The sequence below is a fragment of the Flagellimonas sp. HMM57 genome, from assembly GCF_021390175.1.
GTDB lineage: Bacteria > Bacteroidota > Bacteroidia > Flavobacteriales > Flavobacteriaceae > Flagellimonas.
Genome location: NZ_CP090004.1, coordinates 417,230 through 436,415 on the forward strand (window position 1 = coordinate 417,230; position 19,186 = coordinate 436,415).

At 37.2% G+C, this 19,186-nt stretch carries 19 protein-coding genes; 7 read left to right on the top strand and 12 right to left on the bottom strand.

Features of this window, described 5'->3' with window-relative positions; translation table 11 throughout:
- Positions 1 to 14 precede the first annotated feature (14 nt).
- From LV716_RS01875 to LV716_RS01910, 8 genes are all read right to left on the bottom strand, one after another.
- The gene (locus LV716_RS01875; protein WP_163419614.1) at positions 15 to 1,262 is read right to left on the bottom strand and encodes a competence/damage-inducible protein A; all 1,248 of its coding nucleotides are present in this window, start codon (positions 1,260 to 1,262) and stop codon (positions 15 to 17) included.
- Positions 1,263 to 1,601, bottom strand: a complete 339-nt coding sequence (locus LV716_RS01880; RefSeq protein ID WP_163419612.1) for an Hpt domain-containing protein — start codon at positions 1,599 to 1,601, stop codon at positions 1,263 to 1,265.
- Complete coding sequence (locus tag LV716_RS01885) at positions 1,601 to 2,212, bottom strand: fumarylacetoacetate hydrolase family protein (protein ID WP_163419610.1); 612 nt, start codon at positions 2,210 to 2,212, stop codon at positions 1,601 to 1,603. Before LV716_RS01885 ends, LV716_RS01880 begins: the two co-directional genes overlap by 1 nt.
- 24 nt (positions 2,213 to 2,236) lie before the next feature.
- Complete coding sequence (locus LV716_RS01890) at positions 2,237 to 3,013, bottom strand: 3'-5' exonuclease (protein WP_163419608.1); 777 nt, start codon at positions 3,011 to 3,013, stop codon at positions 2,237 to 2,239.
- 9 nt (positions 3,014 to 3,022) lie between these two features.
- Positions 3,023 to 3,805, bottom strand: coding sequence for an alpha/beta hydrolase-fold protein (locus LV716_RS01895; protein WP_205600146.1), 783 nt, complete (start codon positions 3,803 to 3,805; stop codon positions 3,023 to 3,025).
- Positions 3,806 to 3,871: 66 nt separating this feature from the next.
- Positions 3,872 to 5,233 carry a dihydrolipoamide acetyltransferase family protein gene (locus tag LV716_RS01900; protein ID WP_163419606.1) on the bottom strand — a complete coding sequence of 454 codons (1,362 nt, stop codon included), beginning with the start codon at positions 5,231 to 5,233 and terminating at the stop codon, positions 3,872 to 3,874.
- Positions 5,234 to 5,327: 94 nt separating this feature from the next.
- Positions 5,328 to 5,948 carry a recombination mediator RecR gene (gene recR, locus LV716_RS01905; protein ID WP_163419605.1) on the bottom strand — a complete coding sequence of 207 codons (621 nt, stop codon included), beginning with the start codon at positions 5,946 to 5,948 and terminating at the stop codon, positions 5,328 to 5,330.
- 96 nt (positions 5,949 to 6,044) lie between these two features.
- Complete coding sequence (locus tag LV716_RS01910; RefSeq protein ID WP_163419603.1) at positions 6,045 to 6,404, bottom strand: CoA-binding protein; 360 nt, start codon at positions 6,402 to 6,404, stop codon at positions 6,045 to 6,047.
- Positions 6,405 to 6,759: 355 nt separating this feature from the next.
- On the opposite strand from LV716_RS01910, the gene LV716_RS01915 reads away from it, so the two are divergent.
- On the top strand, positions 6,760 to 9,213 hold the full coding sequence (locus LV716_RS01915) for an outer membrane beta-barrel family protein (protein WP_163419601.1): 2,454 nt from the start codon (positions 6,760 to 6,762) through the stop codon (positions 9,211 to 9,213).
- A 98-nt stretch (positions 9,214 to 9,311) separates the two neighbouring features.
- Here LV716_RS01915 and LV716_RS01920 read toward each other — a convergent pair whose 3' ends face one another.
- The 3 genes from LV716_RS01920 to LV716_RS01930 all read right to left on the bottom strand — a co-directional run bounded on the left by LV716_RS01920 (position 9,312) and on the right by LV716_RS01930 (position 12,386).
- On the bottom strand, positions 9,312 to 10,319 hold the full coding sequence (locus LV716_RS01920) for a 3-oxoacyl-ACP synthase III family protein (protein ID WP_163419599.1): 1,008 nt from the start codon (positions 10,317 to 10,319) through the stop codon (positions 9,312 to 9,314).
- A gap of 93 nt (positions 10,320 to 10,412) precedes the next feature.
- Entirely contained in the window at positions 10,413 to 11,723 is a 1,311-nt protein-coding gene (locus tag LV716_RS01925; RefSeq protein WP_163419597.1) for an AarF/ABC1/UbiB kinase family protein, read from the bottom strand.
- A gap of 6 nt (positions 11,724 to 11,729) precedes the next feature.
- Positions 11,730 to 12,386, bottom strand: coding sequence for a TetR family transcriptional regulator C-terminal domain-containing protein (locus LV716_RS01930; RefSeq protein ID WP_163419595.1), 657 nt, complete (start codon positions 12,384 to 12,386; stop codon positions 11,730 to 11,732).
- Positions 12,387 to 12,724: 338 nt separating this feature from the next.
- On the opposite strand from LV716_RS01930, the gene htpG reads away from it, so the two are divergent.
- The 4 genes from htpG (at position 12,725) to LV716_RS01950 (ending at position 17,076) form a co-directional block, all read left to right on the top strand.
- Positions 12,725 to 14,611, top strand: a complete 1,887-nt coding sequence (gene htpG, locus LV716_RS01935; RefSeq protein ID WP_163419593.1) for a molecular chaperone HtpG — start codon at positions 12,725 to 12,727, stop codon at positions 14,609 to 14,611.
- A gap of 131 nt (positions 14,612 to 14,742) precedes the next feature.
- A complete protein-coding gene (locus LV716_RS01940) occupies positions 14,743 to 16,077 on the top strand; it encodes a hypothetical protein (protein ID WP_163419591.1) in 1,335 nt (444 codons plus the stop codon).
- A gap of 3 nt (positions 16,078 to 16,080) precedes the next feature.
- On the top strand, positions 16,081 to 16,440 hold the full coding sequence (locus tag LV716_RS01945; protein WP_163419589.1) for a MauE/DoxX family redox-associated membrane protein: 360 nt from the start codon (positions 16,081 to 16,083) through the stop codon (positions 16,438 to 16,440).
- A 3-nt stretch (positions 16,441 to 16,443) separates the two neighbouring features.
- A complete protein-coding gene (locus LV716_RS01950; protein WP_163419587.1) occupies positions 16,444 to 17,076 on the top strand; it encodes an MOSC domain-containing protein in 633 nt (210 codons plus the stop codon).
- A 50-nt stretch (positions 17,077 to 17,126) separates the two neighbouring features.
- Here LV716_RS01950 and LV716_RS01955 read toward each other — a convergent pair whose 3' ends face one another.
- The gene (locus LV716_RS01955; RefSeq protein ID WP_163419585.1) at positions 17,127 to 17,507 is read right to left on the bottom strand and encodes a hypothetical protein; all 381 of its coding nucleotides are present in this window, start codon (positions 17,505 to 17,507) and stop codon (positions 17,127 to 17,129) included.
- A 211-nt stretch (positions 17,508 to 17,718) separates the two neighbouring features.
- Between LV716_RS01955 and LV716_RS01960 the strand changes: the two genes are divergently transcribed.
- Together LV716_RS01960 and LV716_RS01965 are read left to right on the top strand one after the other, a co-directional pair.
- Complete coding sequence (locus LV716_RS01960) at positions 17,719 to 18,588, top strand: AraC family transcriptional regulator (RefSeq protein WP_163419584.1); 870 nt, start codon at positions 17,719 to 17,721, stop codon at positions 18,586 to 18,588.
- 1 nt (position 18,589) lies between these two features.
- Entirely contained in the window at positions 18,590 to 19,186 is a 597-nt protein-coding gene (locus LV716_RS01965; protein ID WP_163419582.1) for an alpha-ketoglutarate-dependent dioxygenase AlkB, read from the top strand.

The following is a 19,186-nucleotide window of genomic DNA, read 5'->3' on the forward strand; positions in this document are numbered from 1 at the left end:
TACAAAATTCTTTTTTAGAAATTTAAAATTTCTTTTAGTACTAATTCAAATGCCTTGTTTACAGACTTCTGAACGATACGTTCCCTATGATTTCCCATAACGAATTTTTGGGCAAAAGTATGCTCGGGAGTACTTATCCCAATAAAGACCGTTCCCACTGCTTCATCTGAATCTCCCTTGGTCGGACCTGCATTTCCCGTTGTTGCAATAGCGAAATCTGTTTCCAATAGTTGTTTAACGCTTTCAGCCATTGCAATTGCCACTTCTTCACTGACCACAGAATATTTTTTTACCAACTCTTCGGATACGCCCAGAGTCTTAATCTTGGCTTCCGTTGCATAACTTACGATACTTCCTTTAAAATAAGCTGATGCTCCCGGAACAGAAGTTAGTTGTTGTGCTATTTTGCCACCTGTAAAGCTTTCTGCAGTGGACAGTGTCAGCTGTTTTTGGGTTAACAGTTTTCCAACTTGTACTTCTATGGACTCGTCTTCTTCTTCTCCATAGATAATGTCACCAATCAAAGGATAAAGCTTTTTCACTTCGGATTCAAGTGCGAGTACCAAACTTTCCTTATCCGTTCCTTTTGTACTAAGTCGGAGTCTTACCCGGCCCAAGTTGGGCAAATATGCCAGCTTTATAGCATCTGGCAAGTTGTCCTCCCAGTCTTCTATTTTTTCTGCAATAGCACTTTCACCCAAACCATAGGTCATTATGGTTTTATGGATAATATATGGGCGTTCGTATTCATCTATAATTTTTGGCAGAACAGCACTTGTCATAAGGCCCTTCATCTCAAAAGGTACTCCTGGCAAAGAAACGAAAACAGTTTTTCCTTTCTTCATCCAAAGTCCTGGGGCGGTACCATGCGCATTATGTAATATTTCAGCCTTAGAGGGCACCAAAGCCTGTTTTCTATTTGAATTGGATATTGGCGTAGGAATGTATTTTTTGAATAGCATCTCAATATGGGCCAAGACCTTTTCATCCAGAACTAGCTCATCATCAAAGAACTGACACAGTGTTGACTTGGTGACATCATCTTTGGTAGGGCCCAAGCCTCCAGTAATGATAACTATGGAAGATCTCTTGCAAGCTACTTCTAGAGCATCTAAAATATGGTTTCGGTCATCTTGTATTGATGTTATTTGATAAACCGAAACCCCTATTTTATTTAGTTCTTTGGATATAAATGCAGAATTGGAGTCTACAATTTGTCCAATGAGGATTTCATCCCCAATGGTAATTATTTCTGCCTGCATTTATAGGTTAAAATCTTTTTTAAGTTCTGAAATTACTTGAAGTATATCCTTTTTAAGCATTGGAAATTTATCTTTGATTTCATGCATATTTGAGACGTTCTTTCCCAGGGTTTCAATTTCAAGTGCAGTAGCTCGTGTTTGTTCCATGCCCAATAAATCCACGTTCGGTTTTATTTTATGGGCCAACTTGTACACGTTTTCATAGTCCTCGCTTTCAATAGCTTTTTCCAAACCTTCTAAATCTGTGGGGACTTCTTCCAAAAAAACAGAAACTACAGAGACTATAAAATCTTGATCGCCTTCTGCCATTTCATTTATTTTGTCGAGGTTGTATATCATTATTTCACATTAATTTCAAACATCGTTTCTCCTTCCAGTGTACCAGAAAGGTAATCATTTGGACTTACTTTACCAACCCCAGCGGGTGTCCCAGTAAATAGAATATCCCCTTTTTTTAGCATAAAATAGGTAGAAACGTATGAAATTAACTCATCTATCTTCCACAGCATCAGCGATGTATTACCAATTTGTACATTTTCCCCATTTTTTAACAAGGAAAACCCTAATTTGTCCGTATTTTCGTACTTATCCTTAGGCATCCATTTACCTATGACCGCCGCTCCATCAAAACCTTTTGCTTTTTCCCATGGCAAGCCTTTTGCCTTGAGCTTGGATTGAAGGTCTCTTGCCGTAAAATCTATTCCCAATCCAACTTCATCATAATAGGTATGCGCAAACTCTTTGGCAATGTGTTTTCCTACCTTCTTTATCTTAACCAAAACTTCTACCTCATAATGTATATCATTGGAAAATTCAGGAATATAGAAATCTTGCTCCTTGGGCAGAATAGAGGAATCTGGTTTTATAAAAACAACAGGTTCTTCTGGACGTTCATTTTTTAATTCGTCAATATGGGCAGCGTAGTTTCTGCCGATGCATATCAGTTTCATAGTGTTATAGTAATTGGGGTTGTTTTAAGATAACTTATTATTAAGCTTGCTCAGCTTTATTTGTGTGAGGACCTTTTTGGTATACAGTGGAAAATCAGCATTTAAAATCCAACCAAAATAGCCAGGTTCTTTTTCCATGACCTCATCTACGGTTTTGTCCTTATGTTTTCCGAAAGAAAAGATGGGTTCGTTTTTCTTGTTCACACCTATAAATCCTGCAAAATCCAAGGATTGTTTACGAGTAGTGAACTCAGAAAGCTTTTTCATGTTGTTCTCTAGTTCTGGATACCTGTCCAGTTGTGCCAGCAGTACTTCGTAAGTGGCTAAGGTATCTGCTTCTGCACTGTGTGCATCGTCCAAGTTTTTATCACAATAGAATTTGTATGCGGCTCCCAATGTTCGTTTTTCCATTTTGTGGAAAATAGTCTGCACATCTACGGAGACGGTATTCTTCATATCAAAATCTACATCTGCCCTTAGCATCTCCTCTGCCAATAAGGGAATATCGAACCTGTCTGAATTGAAACCCGCCAAATCACTATCCTTAATCATCTTATAGATTTCTTTGGACAGTTGCTTGAACGTAGGTTCATTGGCAACTCTTTCATCGGAAATACCATGTACCAAAATCACTTCTGGGGGAATGGGCATTTCTGGATTAACGAGCCATGTCCTGCTTTCTTTATTTCCATTCGGAAAAACCTTGAGAATAGAGATTTCAACAATTCTATCCTTGGCTACGTTGGTCCCAGTAGTTTCCAAATCAAAAAAACAGATGGGTTTGGTAAGTTGTAGTTCCATAAAACAGTTTTAGCGCGATTTAGAAAATAACCAAGAAAGCAATTCGGGTTCTGCAAAGGCATTGTCCCAACTGTTGTGGCCAACACCGGGATATACCTTGTAAGTAACATTGATATCGTTGTCCTTCATTGCTTTTACCATTTCAGCAGAATATTTCTCAGGAACCACCTCATCAGCATCACCGTGAAAAACCCACCAATCCAACTTAGTAAGTTTTTTACTTATTTTCGGATTGGCACCTCCGCAAATGGGAAAGGCAGCAGCAAACATTTTTGGATTCCGTTTCACAAGTTCAAATGTACCCATACCTCCCATAGAAAGACCTCCCACATAAAATCTACGTTCGTCCAGTTTGTACCTCTTCTTTAAATCCTCCAATAGATCTTCCAATAAAAGTAAATCTTTAGTGGGCTCACTGTCCTCATAAAAAACAAATTCCCTGTTGGGCATTTCCCCTTTTACATCCACTTTGGACCACGAACTATTTGCAGCGCATTGGGGAAATACCACAATTGCTGGATAAGCATTTCTTACTTCTTCTTTTTGGAACAGGCCAGATCCATGAATCAACTGGCTTTCATTATCATTTCCTCTTTCTCCTGATCCGTGCAATAAGACTATTAGTGGATATTTTTTCGAAGCATCATAGTCTTTTGGCAATAGCATACGATATGGGAGACTATCCCCATCCTTTTCAAAAATCATTTTTTGATAGTCAGAAGAGTTTTGTGCCGTTATGCCCATGCTAATAAATAAAAGACACGTTACATAAAAAGAGGTTATAATTTTCATTGATTGATGAATTAGATTAAACCTCTAAATTAACAATAGTGGAAGAAATAAAGGTGCTTTTTTGGACTAGATTTCCCTATTTACATCCCAAGCTTCAAGATAATCTGCTACCGTTTTTACAAACATACCGCCCAGAGCACCGTTTACAACCCTATGATCATAACTATGCGAAAGGAACATTTTGCTACGGATACCTATATATTCTCCTTGGTCGGTCTCAATTACAGCCGGAATTTTCCGTATCGCCCCCAAAGCCAAGATACCCACTTGCGGTTGGTTGATAATCGGTGTTCCAAATACACTGCCAAAAGTACCTACATTGGTTACGGTATAAGTACCATCTTTGATTTCATTTGGCTTAAGCTGATTGGTTCTTGCCCTATTGGCAAGGTCGTTCACCATTTTGGCCATGCCCACCAAATTAAGTTGATCAGCATTCTTTATTACCGGAACGATAAGATTACCATCTGGAAGTGCTGCCGCCATTCCCAGATTAATATTTTTCTTTTTAATCACCTTATCGCCATCCAAGGAAATATTAACCATTGGATACTTTTTTAAGGCCGTAGCCACGGCTTCCATAAAGATTGGCGTAAATGTCAATTTTTCACCTTCTCTTTCCTCGAAAGCTTTTTTGTTCTTATTTCTCCAATTGACCACATTGGTCACATCTACCTCAACAAAACTTTGAACATGGGCCGATCTAGAAATACTATCCACCATATGTTGCGCAATCAGTTTCCCCATGCGGGTCAAAGGAATAATCTCATCACCTTCGCCTACCGGAACCGATACTGGAGCTTTTGGTTTTTCTACTGATGCCTTTGAGATTGCTTGTTCAGGAACTTTAGTAACTTCTGCAACAGCTGGCTCTGTTTTTGGTGCTATGCTTCCATTTGAGGAACGATGCTCCAAAAATGCCTTTATATCGTTTTTGGTTACCCTACCTTCTTTGCCTGTACCTATAATGGATTCCAGCTCTTCCATTGAAACGCCTTCTTCCTTTGCAATATTTTTCACCAAAGGTGAATAAAAACGTTCTGAGCCAGAAAAATCTTGTGCAGGTGCGGTAACGGACTCCTTAACCGATTCCATTTGATGCTCCAACACTGCAGCTGGTTCTTTTACCGGTTCCTGGGCTTCAACTTGTTTTTCTTCTGTATCTACAGACGATTCTTCATTTTCGCCATCTGTTTGTATAACGGCAACCACCTCACCTACTTTGATGACATCGTCAACTTCAAAACGTTTTTCAAGCAATATGCCCTCTACCTCACTGGGAACTTCTGAGTCAACTTTGTCCGTCGCGATTTCAAAAATAGCTTCGTCCAATTCGATGGTATCCCCGATTTCCTTCAACCACGTAGTTAATGTCGCTTCTGCAACACTCTCTCCCATTTGTGGTAATTTTAATTCAAACTTTGACATATTCTTATTTAACGTAGTAATATTGACTTATATTTTGCAAAAATAACAAAGAATTCGACGTATTCTTAATTTATATGTATTAATTAATACACTATTAACTTGCTTTTATGGAACTTTCAAAAGGTACTCTGTTCAAAATACTTCTTCCCAGTGTAACCTCATCTGCATATTCCAGCTCATCACCAACGGCTATTCCCCGTGCTATGGTGGACGTAATTACACCCAGACCCTCCAATTGTTTATAGATATAAAAATTTGTGGTATCTCCTTCCATAGTAGGACTAAGTGCAAAAATGAGTTCTTTCACGTTCTTTTCCTTGACCCTTGCAATCAATGAATTGATGTTCAGGTTTTGTGGGCCTACGCCTTCCATTGGAGAGATTTTACCTCCTAATACATGATACAGTCCTTGGTACTGCGATGTATTTTCTATGGCCATTACATCCCTAATATCTTCCACAACACAGACTACGGTCTCATCACGTTTAGGGCTTGCACATATTTCGCATAGTTCCGTATCCGATATATTATGGCAATTTTTGCAAAAAATGATTTGGTTCCTTAGGCTTACCAAAGCATCTGACAACATATTGGTTCTCTCCTCCGGCTGATTTAAAAGATGAAGTACAAGTCTAAGGGCAGTCCTTTTGCCTATGCCCGGCAATTGGGACATTTCGTAAACAGCATTCTCTAAAAGTTTTGATGAAAACTCCATTGTTAAGATTAATAAGACAAAATTACAATTTTACCGCTACCTATTGTTAATTCGCGAACTAAGTCTGCTCTTAAAACCAAAACCAAGACATCATAATCAATATTGACCCGTAGCCAATAATACCAAAGTGCAAGCAACCTCAACTTCAATACCTGCTTCTTCAAGAATATTTTGAAACTCTGGATTCTCTGTCCCGGGATTAAAAATAACCCGCCTTGGGTTTAAAGCGAGTATACTTTTATAATACTCTTTTTGCCTATTTGGGTTAAGGTAAAGCGTTATGGTGTCGAGGTTTTTAAAACTATTAAGCGTATTTTTTATCGGCACATTGGAGACACTGCCTTCTCTTAGCCCAAATGCCATGGTTTCTATTTTATTTTCCACCAATCTACGAATTGCAATGTTACTATACCTACTTGGGTTTAACGATACCCCAAAAACCAGAGTCTTAACCATTTGTTAATTTTAATGTTAAACTAAATCAAAGATTGTAACTAATCAAAAAAAAACTCGTCTATTGTACATATAAAATTAATCATTGATAAGACTGTATCTTTTATAGTTAATGGTTAGTGTTTAGTATAGCTTATCAATGAACAGGGCCTTGGTTAATACTTTTACAGTTGATACCAGGGCCTCTCTTTTTTATAAATAGCTGTACTTAATGGGTTTCCGCCATACTCTTGTGTAATTTAAATAGTCTGTCATTTTTGTTAAAGAATGTTAAATTCCATACTGCATGTAACAATCAGTAACAGGTATCGTCTAGTAAGTATCATCAATCAATAATCAATCAAAAACGAACAAAGTCATGAAAAGGGTATTCTTACTTTTCACACTGCTCTTGTGCAGTATTTATTCCACAGATTTACAAGCAAATGACAACACCGATACCAAAATTGGTTCTATCTCTGGTACGGTAATAGACAATGCACAGCAACAACCCATAGCCTATGCCGCTATTGTAATCAAATCCGAAGACGGCAGTAAGACAATTACTGGAGGGATAACAACGGAAGATGGGAAATTTGAAATAGTCAAACTACCCGAGGGAGTTTTTATTTTGGAAGTCCAGTTTATAGGATACAAAACACATTCGCAAAAGCTGGAAATAACCAAAAAAAATAAAAAACTGGATGTTGGTACCATTACATTAATGGAAGATGCCGAAAAACTGGAAGAAGTAGAGGTTGTGGCCGAACGAACGACCATAGAACAACGTGTGGACAGAAAGATAATTAACGTTGGAAAAGATTTGACCACAGCGGGTGCCACCGCTTCGGATATCATGAACAATATCCCATCTGTCAATGTAGATTCACAGACCGGTGACATTTCTTTGCGTGGAAACTCCAACGTACGGGTTATGGTAGATGGCAAACTATCTAATGTACCTGTTGCACAGTTATTACAGCAAATACCTTCCACATCGATAAAATCGATTGAGCTTATTACAAATCCTTCTGCAAAATACAATCCGGAAGGAATGAGCGGAATTATAAACATTGTACTGCACAAGAACGCCAATGTTGGGTTTAATGGAAATGCAACCGTTGGTCTCACTCAGGCAATAGAAGCGAAGTTCAATAGCTCGATAGATTTGAACTACAGACAGGGGAAATTCAACTTTTATGGTAATTACGGTAATAATATTGGCAAATATGTAAATGACGGAACTATTCTCAGACTCGATGAAAACTCGTTACAAGCTTTCGATTTTTTCAATAATAACAAGTCGCACCTTTACAAAGTAGGATTTGATTTTTATCTCAACGACAAAAACACCATCTCAGTTTTCACCAATCAAAACATTTTTGATGGGAACGGAGAAGGTATTACGGATGTTACTTATAACACCGATTTATCTAGAAATGTAACCCAAATCTTTACCGATGTAAATGAAAATCAAAGTGAGCAATACAACTTTGACTACAAACACGATTTCAAAAAAGAAGGTCATAATATAGAATTGGAAATAGACCACAATAGGTTCAATAGTGATCAAGATGCAAATTTCAGGTCGATTGGAGCATCTCTATTTCCTGATTATATGGATTTTGTCGATACTGAACGTACGCAGACCTTTGTAAATCTAGATTATGTGAATCCTCTTGACAGTATTTCCAAATTAGAAGTTGGTTTGGAATCTAGAACCTTTGAAACCGATGTTGACTATTCCTCTACTGGTTTATCTTTTAATTCCGGTGGGGATTTGATTCCCACACCAAGCACGGATTTTATCTATAGTATGGACATTTATTCTGCTTATGTGACCTTCAGCCAAACCAGAGGTAAATTTTCATATCAAGCGGGAGTTCGTTTGGAGGATGTGGAAGTTAAGGCCGATACCAACAGGTTAAGAGCTTTTACCGATGAATATACCGAACTATATCCATCAGCCTTTATCACGTACAATCCAAATGAGAAAAATCAGTTTCAAGTAAGTTATAGCAGACGTGTGGATAGACCGGGATTGGAACAGGTTAACCCTGTTAGGGAATGGGCAACTCCTTTGATTTCTTCCTTTGGAAATCCAAGTTTGGTTCCCCAGTTTACCAATTCCTATGAGACCAATTATACAAGAAGATTAAAAAACGGAAGTATTACTGCCGGGGTTTTCTATAGAGCTATTTCGGATGAAATCAACCGAGCCGTTTATGTTGATCGATTGGATTTCAATAAACTTATTCTCACATTCGACAATTTTGAAAATACCTCTGCCTATGGTTTCGAACTTTCAACGAATTATAAATTCACGGAATGGTGGAGTATCAATGGAAGCTTTGATTTCTTTTCACAAACCCAAAGAGGAGTTACTGAAAGTTTGAGCGGCGATAGTCCCAATCCTACTGAAAATGATATTGTGGAAGAACGGGTAGAGGTGGACAACACCGCATGGAATTTAAGGCTAAACAATAGTTTTAAGGTAAGTAAATCATTAACGTTTCAGTTGTTTGGATTTTACAGGGGGCAAAACAGGACCATCCAATTTACCGCAAGGCCCATGTATTTTGTTAATCTTGGAGCTCGTTACAGTTTCGCAAAAGGAAAAGGTACTATAAGCTTGAATTACAACGATATGTTCAATACCATGCGCTTTGGTTTTGATGGAGATCGCCCTTATGAACAAGAAGGCGGATTCAACTGGGAAAGCAATAATTTGTATGCCGGTATGTCCTATCGATTTGGAAGTGGAAAAAACAAAGCAAAACAACGCAAGAGAAGGGACAGCAATACCAAAGAATCTGGCGGAGGTATTTTATAATAAATTTTTGATATTCCTTAATACGGTGTTGGTTGGTTAATAATTAAGGTTTATCATTTAAAGCCACTGGTTCTTTATCAGAACCAGTGGCTTGTTTTTTACCATTTAATTATAACGCTCCCCCATGTAAAGCCACTTCCAAATGCGGCAAGCACCACTAAATCCCCTTCATTTACTTTACCAGCTTCCCAAGCTTCAGTTAGGGCTATTGGAATTGAAGCCGCAGTAGTGTTACCATAATTCATAATATTGTTGTACACTTGGTCATTGGAAAGCCCAAATTTCTTTTGTACAAATTGTGAGATACGCAAATTGGCCTGATGCGGAATCAACATATCAATGTCTTCTGCACTCAAACCATTGGCTTTTAATCCTTCAATAATTACTTCGCTGAAGCGAACAACCGCATTCTTGAACACAAACTGTCCGTTCATGTAAGGGAAATAGGAAGCATCTTCCGGGTCTTGCTCTTCAATAATATCGGTAACCCATCTTTTTCCCATTCCCGGTGCGATCAAAGACAGTTCTTCTGCATGCTGTCCTTCTGAATGCAAATGGGATGATAGAATTCCTTTCGAAGCATCTTCTTCCCTAGTGAGTACAGCGGCCCCGGCACCATCACCAAAAATAACAGAGACTCCCCTGCCCCTAGTGGTCATATCCAGCCCATGCGAATGCAGTTCGGAACCGATTACCAATATATTTTTATACATACCGCTCTTAATATATTGGTCCGCTACAGAGACTCCATATATAAATCCGGAACACTGGTTTCTTACGTCCAAGGCACCAACGGTTTTTATACCCAAATCTCGTTGTACCAAAACTCCTGGACCAGGAAAATAATAATCTGGACTTAAAGTGGCAAAGACAATAAAATCAATCTCATCTTTATCGATACCTGCACGTTCTATGGCAACTTTTGCTGCTTTAACCCCCATAGATGTTGTAGTATCCGTTCCCTTAATTACGTGCCTTCGCTCTTTTATTCCGGTACGTTCCTGAATCCACTCATCATTAGTGTCCATAACTTTGGACAAATCGTCATTGGTAACCACATTTTCTGGAACGTAAAATCCCAGACCGGATATTCTTGAATTATACATAATTTTTTGTGTTGTTGGTTTTTAAAAAAGTAAACAACTTTTTAATGGAAAAGTAAAAAATATATTCAAGCAACAAAGAATATATCAAAAAAATTAGTCGATGTACTTCTTAAACTGATTTACTTTTACCCTAGCTTTTAAATCGTGAAGAAGATTGTAAAGGCCAAAAAATGTCCGATTCATGTATAAAAAGTGTTTCGATCCTCTGTTCCCGTTCATCTTCTTAATCTGTTCATCTTTAGAGTAACGCTCGCTCAAATCAGCAATTTTATTCCAAAAATCGTCCGCTCCAAAATCAAAATCTTCTTCATTGAACGGGGAGGTGAATATGGTAAGCATTTCCTTGAACAGAGCCTTGAAGAATTCGAGCTCCTTTTTGGAGTCCGTAGGTGTCAATATCTCCAGTTCATAGAGTTTTTCCATAAAGATCTCATCATTATTGATGTTATCCTCTTTTGCCAATTCAAAATAAGGCACGTAAAACTCATCCGGGATTTCTTTAATACAACCAAAATCTATGGCTATTAAAGTTTCTTTAGGACTTACCAAAAAATTTCCGGGATGTGGGTCTGCATGGACTTTGCGCAAACTATGAATTTGGAACATGTAAAAGTCCCATAACGCCTGACCTAATTTATTTCCTAAATCTTGGTCAAATTCGGTTTTGGCAAATTCACTAAGGTGTCTGCCCTTCATCCAATCCATAGTAAGGATGCGCTCACTGGACAGGTTTTCATAATACTTTGGGAATTCTATATTGGGAATGTCGGCACAAGCTTGCGTAATTTCTTCACTTTGCTTGAGCTCCAAAATATAATTGGTCTCTTCAACCAATTTATTTTCTACTTCTTTAAAATACTTTTCAGAATCCTTACCCTTAAGATTGAACATTCTTATGGCAATGGGCTTCACCAAAGCTAAATCACTACTGATACTTTTTGCCACACCAGGATATTGAATCTTAACAGCTAATTCTTTGCCGCCTTTTTTGGCTCTATGAACTTGACCTATACTGGCAGCATTGACAGAATCTTTTTCGAAAGTGTCAAAAATTTCCTCAGGGTATTTATCAAGGTACTTTTTAAATGTCTTCCTTACCAAAGGTGCGGAAAGTGGTGGTACTGAAAACTGCGAAAGTGAGAATTTTTCAACATAGGCCCTGGGGAGAAGGTTTTTCTCCATACTGAGCATTTGGGCAACTTTAAGGGCACTTCCTTTTAAGCTCTTTAGCCCGTCATAAATATCTTCTGCATTGTCCTGGTCGAGTTCTTCTTTGGCCGATTCTGAATTGACCAATTTCTTACCGTAATATTTGACGTAATTACCACCTATCTTCACACCTGTTTTCACAAGTTTTCCTGCTCTTTCAATCTTTCCCGTGGGAATACTGTCCAATGTCTTCATAGGCTTTTAAGCAAAATTTTCTTTGTATAGGAATTTCCCAAAATCAATTATTTTTTCCAAAGGCGTGTTTTCAAACACCTCAAAAATAGTTGTCACGGATTTTTCTATGGCGATGTCCGTTTTCTCAAAATCTGGTGAGTTGTCGTCCATCCAAAACTTTAAAAGGAATAAAAATTGCAACCAGGCGCCTTCAGAAAAGATTTGTGGACTTCTCTTAAGAATCCTCAAATTCTTGTCACTATTTCGCTCTTCAATAAGTTCTATAGCAAAATCTTTGATATGGTTTCTAAGGCCTTTTAACTGAGTTAATTTTTCCATGCGCCCCTTATGTTCGTTAAGCACGAACATCACATAGCTCCTGTTCAATGTTAACGATTCAAAAAAAGTAAAAAAGAAAGTGAGCATCTTTTCCTCATTGGTCATGTTATCATATGCCTTGTTCTTTTGCATTACCGACATTGTATTCTCATAAAACTTTTCCCAAATACGGTGGCGTAAACCTTCAAAAGAACCGAAATACCTGTAAAAATCCGATTCTTTGATCTTATGTTCTTTACAGAACTTATACACAGATTTAGGAATTATCTCATGTTCCAAAACATAATCCATAAACCATCCTACGATTTTGTCTTCTGTTACTTTTGCGGTTGTAGTATTTGCCATTATATGTTGTGTTTAATCAAAAATACGATTTATCAAACAGATTTTAGTTAAGATTTTAAGAATTAAAAAGGAAAACGCACTTTCGAGTGAAAGTGCGTTTTCAACAACCTAACCAATAAATAAACAAACTTGTTATAGATAATCTATTTCATAGCAATTTTTCTATAACACTTCAAAGATATACATTTTGTTTATCATTATTAAAAAAAGAATAAACAAAATATGTTAAATTTTAGCTTTGCCTCTAAAATAAACGTACAGTGTCAGTTTGTCATATTCTTAACTATGGTATTTTTTTTGTCATGATGTTCTAAAATTCAAAGAAATTCATTAAAAATATGGCTACAGGTAAAATCAATGTTTCGGTAGAGAATATATTTCCACTTATTAAAAAATTTCTATATAGCGATCACGAAATATTCTTGAGAGAACTTATTTCAAACGCTACAGATGCAACATTAAAACTCAAGCACCTTACTTCCATAGGTGAGGCCAAAGTTGAGTATGGAAACCCAATGATAGAGGTCAAGGTCGATAAGGACAAAAAGAAAATCCATATTGTGGACCAAGGTATTGGGATGACCCAAGATGAGGTGAAAAAATATATTAACGAAGTTGCCTTCTCCGGAGCAGAGGAATTTTTAGATAAATACAAGGATGCTGGTAAGGACGCTGGAATCATTGGTCATTTTGGGCTTGGTTTCTATTCCGCTTTTATGGTTGCGGAAAAAGTTGAAATTATCACCAAAAGCTTTAAAGATGAACCTGCAGTACACTGGTCGTGCGACGGTTCACCCAAGTTCACATTAAAAGAGGCCAAAAAAACCGATAGGGGAACTGAGATTGTTCTTCACATAGCAGAGGATTCCACAGAATTCTTGGAAGATTCGAAAATTACCGACTTGTTGAAGAAATACAACAAGTTTATGCCCATCCCAATAAAATTCGGGATGAAAACGGAAACCCTACCTAAACCAGAAGATGCTAAAGAAGATGATCCGGCACCGACTCAAGAGGTAGATAATATTATCAATAATCCAAATCCGGCATGGACCAAGCAACCTGTCGATTTAAAAGATGAGGACTACAAGGAGTTCTACAGAGAGCTATATCCAATGCAATTTGAAGAACCACTTTTCAACATCCATCTTAATGTTGATTATCCTTTTAACTTGACCGGTATTCTGTACTTTCCTAAACTTTCAAACGACCTAAATATTCAAAAGGACAGGATTCAGCTTTATCAAAATCAGGTTTTTGTTACGGATAACGTAGAAGGTATTGTCCCCGAATTTTTGACCATGCTTCGTGGGGTTATAGATTCTCCAGATATTCCCTTGAACGTTTCCCGATCTTATTTACAGGCCGATGGAGCCGTAAAAAAAATATCGTCCTATATCACCAGAAAAGTGGCTGATAAATTAAATTCTCTTTTCAAAAATAACCGTGAGGATTTTGAACAAAAATGGAATGATATTAAAGTAGTCATTGAATATGGCATGCTTTCCGAGGATAAATTCTTTGAAAAAGCGGACAAATTTGCACTGTATCCTACCGTAGACGGAGAATTTTTCACTTTTGAAGAGTTGGAAAACAAAATAAAGGACAGTCAAACGGATAAGGATGATAAACTTGTGGTTCTTTATGCTTCGGACAGAGAGGCGCAGCACAGTTATATTGAAGCCGCCAAGAAAAAGGGATACGAAGTTTTATTAATGGACTCCCCTATCATTTCCCACCTTATGCAGAAGTTGGAAACCTCTAAAGAGAAGCTGTCCTTTGCTCGTGTGGATGCAGACCATGTAGATAATCTTATTAAAAAAGAGGATACTGCAATTTCCAAACTTTCCGATGAGGAAAAGGAAAAGCTAAAAGGAGAAATAGAAGAAGTGGTCAAAGAAAAGGGTTATACCATACAGATGGAGGCCATGGACAGCACTTCATCCCCATTCATTATCACGGAACCTGAATTTATGCGCAGAATGAAAGAAATGCAACAGACCGGTGGAGGTGGAATGTTCGGTATGGGCGGTATGCCAGAAATGTACAATCTTATCGTAAATACCAACCATGAGCTTGTAGGTGAAATACTGAATACCAAAACTTCCAAAAAGCGTGAACGCTTGATCAATCAATCACTGGATTTGGCAAGATTGTCCAAAGGATTGTTGAAAGGTGAGGAACTTACCAATTTTATAGCACGTAGCTACGATATGATCAAATAGTTTTAGGCCATTCCTGCTCTTGAAGTAAGGAATGCAAAATATACCAGAAACCGCTCATGACTCGGCTAGACCAAGTTAGAGCGGTTTTTTTAGGTAAAAGTTTTATCTTGAAGCGAAAACCATTCCTATCAATGAAGAACGATTACAAAAACCCTGCTTTCAAAAAAATGCTGGACTCGCTGCAGCAACAAAGTTGGGAGCTCGAACTCATCATATCGGGTTTTGCCATTTTTGGTCTATTTACAGCTTATGACCCTCTTAAAATAGAAATGATCAATGCACAAAACAATGAGCAGGTATATAGCTTGGTCGTTTATCTTGTGTTACTGTTGGCATGTTCTATCCTGCTGTTCAATCTACTTTTACATGTTGTTATGCGCGGGTTATGGATTGGAGCTTTGGGTCTAAGATATGTGTCAGGGGATATTGACTTCGATGTGCTCAATTACAATAGTCGGTTCAAGAATTATCTAAGTAAAAAAATAGTCTCTTTTGATCGTTACATTGGCAATCTGGAAAACTATTGCAGTATTCTCTTTGCGATATCCTTTTTACTTGTCTTCTATGTACTGGCCATAACGATCATCATTATAACCATTGTTCTAATTTCATTTTTCATCATTAACAACGACAGTTTGCCTGACTGGCTGAGTAAAGGTTTGGGGGTAACTTTAGTTCTGTTCGTTGTTTTTGGAATGTTCCTCACTTTTATTGATTTTATTACACAAGGACTTTTAAAACGCAATAAATGGATAGCAAAGATGTATTTTCCTTTCTATTGGGTATTCAGTTTTTTAACGCTTTCATTTTTGTATAGGCCATTGGTCTATAATTTCTTGGACAATAAATTTGGAAAGCGATTAATTCTTTTGCTTACCCCTGTCTACTTTGCCATCTTATTGATTACCTCCTTGGAATATCGAAACTCTAATTTTCTTGATGACAAACAAGACTCATCAAACATGTTTGCCAATCAGGAGAACTATTTTGACATGCTAGTAAAAGATGAGGATTTTCCGGGTGAGGTTGCGATACCGTCTAAAGTGATTACTACAAATTATTTACAGGTGTTCATTCCTTTTTCTGAAGGTATTGAAGATAGGATTTTTAGTTTCAAGGAAACGCTGAAGCCAGAAAAAGACAGAAGAGGCCTAACTTCAAGTATTCAATTTAGTATAAGTTGGGATGATAGGATAAAGAGCAAAAAACAAAAGGACAGTATTAGAAAACTATACCTTAACGTATTCAACGAAATGTATTCGTTCGAGATTGATAGTATAACCAAGGACAGTGATTTTATTGTAACTACAGGAATCAAGAATATCTTGGGCTTTGAAACTTATCTTGATATAAAAGACCTACAAGAAGGCTTACATACGCTAAGAATCAAACGCAAACAAAAAAAGAAGGATTCAATTTCAACAGTAACACGGGAGGTTATCCCTTTTTGGTATTTTAAAGAATAGCTTATGAACTATCCTTGGCACCTATATCTAATGGCCGCTATGTATGTTTTTGCTGGGATTATGCATTTTATTTATCCTAAAGCCTACTTGCGAATCATGCCCAGATATCTTCCCAATCATAAATTGCTTGTCCAACTAAGCGGACTTGCAGAAATTGTTTTGGGAATTGCCCTATGTTTTGAGCCAACCAAGAATTTGGCAATTTATGGAATCATTTTAATGCTTTTTTTATTTCTTTTGGTTCACTTTTATATGTTAACCGGTGAAAAAGCATCTGCTGGAGTACCAAAATGGATTCTTGTTCTTAGAATTCCTTTACAGTTTGGATTGATGTATTGGGTGTATTTTTATCTAAATCTTTAAAACATGAAAGTTATATCCACAAATATTGCTGAGCCAACCACCATTTTCTGGAACGGGAAACAAGAAGAAACAGGTATTTACAAGTATCCAACGGAAAAATCGCTTCTTTTAGAACAAGAAAACGTGGAAGGAGACGTCATTATCGACCGTAAGCATCACGGTGGTGAATTTAAGGCATGCTATCTTTTTTCTTCCGACGATTACCCCTATTGGAGAGAGAAATATCCCCAACTGGAATGGAACTGGGGCATGTTTGGAGAAAACCTCACTATCGAAGGATTAGATGAATCAAAACTGAGGATTGGGAATATCTATAAGATTGGAAACAGTCTGGTACAGATAACTCAGCCTAGAGAACCTTGCTACAAATTGGGAATACGATTTGGAACACAAGAAATTTTGAAACAGTTCATAGACCATGAACGTCCGGGAACTTATGTGAAAATCCTGAAAGTAGGCGAGGTCCAAACTGGAGACACAATGGAATTGGTGAAAGAATCCGAAAACACATTGACCATACAACAGTTTTATAAATTGTTGTTCGCCAGAAAAAAAGATAAAGCTATTTTGAAATTGGCGCTCAATAATGACGGATTACCCAAGAGCAAAAAAGAGAAATTAAAAAAGTATGTATAAAAAAAGAGGCCCAAACTGGACCTCCTTTGCACTGAAATTAACTAAACAAACTATCTTACTTCAATAGTCTTTTTGTAGGTACCCATTTTATCTACAACAACTACTGTATACTCATCTTCAAAAGCTTTTTCAAAATTGAAAGCTTTTTCTACTACAAGCTCTCCTTCAATTGACTCGCTATAAACAAGTCTAGCTTCACTATCATATACTTTTAGAATCACTTCACCTTGTGAAATGTTCAATAGGTTCATCAATATTTTATCACCTTTTTTAATAAAAACCGGGTCTAGTTCAATAGAAATCAAACTTTTTTCTACTTCACTTTTAGCCTTACCTTTTTTGTCTAAGGCATTTACCGTTCCATTTGCAATTCCTGCGGTTGATACTAAGAGGAATGCTGCTACCGTAACATAATTTAAAACTGTCTTCATAACTTTTCGTTTTTTTAAGATTACAAGACAAAACTACTACAGGGTTACCAGCCAAAACACCACCATTTTTTCCATTTTATATGGAATATTACCACCCTTACCATGTTAAACTAACATCATGGTTAAAATAACATAGATTTTAGTTAATTTTGCATATATAGTATGATTGTCCCGGTAATAACTTTACATAAATAAACCTAAAACGGCTCCAATGATTCAAAAACCTGCTTTTGAAATAATTGAACCAAGTTTCGGAAACTCGTTTACCTACCAAAAGTTTGATGAAAACAAGGTAAACAAGAACAATGGATGGCATTACCACCCAGAATTGGAATTGGTATACATTAATGGTGGCTCCGGTAAAAGACAGATAGGAAGCCATGTATCTTATTTTAGAAACGGTGACCTTATCCTTATTGGATCTAACCTGCCTCACTGCGGATTTACAGATAAACTTACCGGAAATAAAAGTGAAACCATTATACAGATGAAGGCGGATTTTCTTGGAAATGATTTTTTTAACATTCCCGAGATGCGAAATATCCATAAGCTTTTTGAAGTCGCCAAAGGTGGGATTGCATTTTCTGGAAAGACAAAAAACAAAGTCGGTGATAAAATGGAGGTATTGGAATATCAGACCGATTTTCAACGCTTGTTATCAATACTCAATATATTAAACCAACTGGCCACTTCAGATGAGATAAAAGTGCTTAATGGTCAGGGGTTTTCCATGGAGACCGAAGTCAAGGACAATGATAGGATAAACATTGTCTTTAATCATGTGAAGATCAGTTTTAAGGAGGATATCAGTTTAGATGAAATTGCAGATATGGTGAGCATGACCGTTCCATCTTTTTGTAGGTATTTTAAAAAAATAACCAATAAGACCTTTACGCAATTTGTAAACGAGTACCGATTGGTCCATGCTTCCAAACTTTTGGCCGAGCAGCCCATCAGTATCACGCAAGTCTGTTATGATAGTGGTTTCAATAACTTTTCGCACTTTAATAAATCTTTCAAAGCTTTTACGGGACAAAATCCATCAGAATATCGGAATCAATTAAAAAGTGTGCTAAAGTAAAATGTCGCTTTTCTCCGAGAAAATAGATTTAGGGCTAAAGGACAGTGATATCTGTTACTACCCTAATTTCTTAACTCAAGAAAAGGCCAATGTCTATTTTAAGACACTCAGAGACCAGACTCCCTGGCAACAAGATAAGATTACCGTCTTTGGAAAAACATATGATCAACCTAGATTGACCGCACTCTACGGAAATAACGGAAGAGCGTACTCCTATTCCAATATAACCATGCAACCGTATGTGTTTACGGCAGAATTACTCCAGATAAAATCAATGATCGAAGAAGAGGCTAACATTGAGTTTTCCACTTGTCTTTTAAACTATTACAGAGATGGAAAAGATAGTAATGGGTGGCATGCAGATAATGAAAAAGAGTTAGGCAAGAATCCAATAATCGCATCCGTATCATTTGGAGCAGAACGGTTTTTCAATCTTAGGCACCAAAAAGACAAAGCATTAAAGCATAAGATACTTTTAGAGCATGGAAGTCTTTTATTGATGAAAGGAGAAACGCAGCACCATTGGCATCATCAAATAGCAAAAACAGCCAAGAAAATTGGTGAGCGGATTAATCTGACCTTTAGAATAATCAGATAA